The following is a 1,505-nucleotide window of genomic DNA, read 5'->3' on the forward strand; positions in this document are numbered from 1 at the left end:
TTGTTCGTGATGCCTAAAAATGGACTTGCAAATCGACTTGGGGGTAACTGACCTGCTTTCAAAAAGGCTTGACCTAACGTTGATCCTCCAAGATTCCTTGCAAGTGTAGGCGCTACAAGGCGTGCTCCTGAGGCTAACAATCCTCCTCCTAAAGTCGCAAGGGAAGGAATTGCCGCCCCTAAAGCATTTCCAGCAAAAGAAGTCCAATAATGTTGATCACTCATCCTACGATAATAATCACGTATTCTATTGGCTTCTTTCTCATATTTTTCTATGGTTTTCTTATCTCCAGTCCAATAGTTGTAAAGCCCATTCAAAAAAGCACTTATTGCCCACTGATCATCAGAATCACGTCCTGCCGCTGTAATCCCCGCAATCTCATCATCTAAATTAAAACTCAATCCATGCTTTAAAGAGTTCCAAAAAGCTTCACTTTGCGTGATTTCGGGATGTTGGAATGATGTTTCGTATTCATCTTTAGGGATACGACGTATAACCCTTATTCCAGGACCAAAATCTGGAAATGGTTCCTCTACCGATGTTTCGTATTCCTCTTTAGGGATACGGCGTATAATTCTTATTCCAGGACCAAAATCTGGAAAATCTTGATGAGTATTATTATGATGAACCATTTATCTATCCCTAATAATGTCATATATATAGTTACCGTCTGGTATGGATACTCTTTCTCCAATAGCAAGTTTTTTAATATCTTCTCTGCTACTTATAGTTGGCAAATTTGCACTTCCTCCTTGTGATGACTGATTAGCAGAGGAGCGACTAGCATCTTCACCTAGTAAATAGGCTTTTGCTTCAGGCGATAGTCTTGAAATAACATCTCTTATTTGATTCAGATTCCGCGTAAATAATTCTACATTCATATCAATGCTTAGTTCACCTAAAGAATGCTTTAGCATGTCAAGATCTTTATCACTGACATTTCCAAGTCCTACCGCTCCTGTCCTTGATAATTGCTTCAGTTCGTCTATACGATCACTTGCTATACGTTCCTTAATTGATTTCACGACTTTATCTGCACCATTTTCTTTCAATCCAGGAACAATGCTTTTAATCCAAGCAATCAGACCTGTTGCATACCCACCTTTTTCCTTAAGGTACTCATCAAGATATGTGAGATCTTTCAATAAAATACTTTTCCGTACTATATTATTTGCATATAGAGCTTTTGCACGTTCAGCTTCCTCATACGATTTACCACCTTCAACCATAATATATCTATATCCACCTGGTGCATTCGGATCTTCCACAAGCATCCTACCGTCATTGGTAAATTGGGAATTCCTATTTCCACCGTTCACTTTTTGTAATAGAAAAGCATTCAACGCATCTCTATTTCCAGCTATGAACCGCGCCTCTTCCTCACTGTACCCTTTAGATTTCAGATACTCGACAGTCTGGTTAACCTGTCCTCTTTGTTTATCTCCTTCATGCAAGTTCTTCAGCCCCTTGGCAAAAAGTTGCCATCCAGATGAATTTGGACTTGC

2 pseudogenes are annotated in these 1,505 nt (G+C 39.3%); both read right to left on the reverse strand.

The annotated features are described in order from the left end of the window. Positions 1–632: pseudogene (locus ACFIK3_RS09445) on the reverse strand (hypothetical protein); the annotation flags it as partial. Next, a pseudogene (locus ACFIK3_RS09450) lies at positions 633–1,505 on the reverse strand (hypothetical protein); the annotation flags it as partial.

This window comes from Bartonella sp. CB10SXKL, assembly GCF_042195515.1.
Classification (GTDB): domain Bacteria; phylum Pseudomonadota; class Alphaproteobacteria; order Rhizobiales; family Rhizobiaceae; genus Bartonella.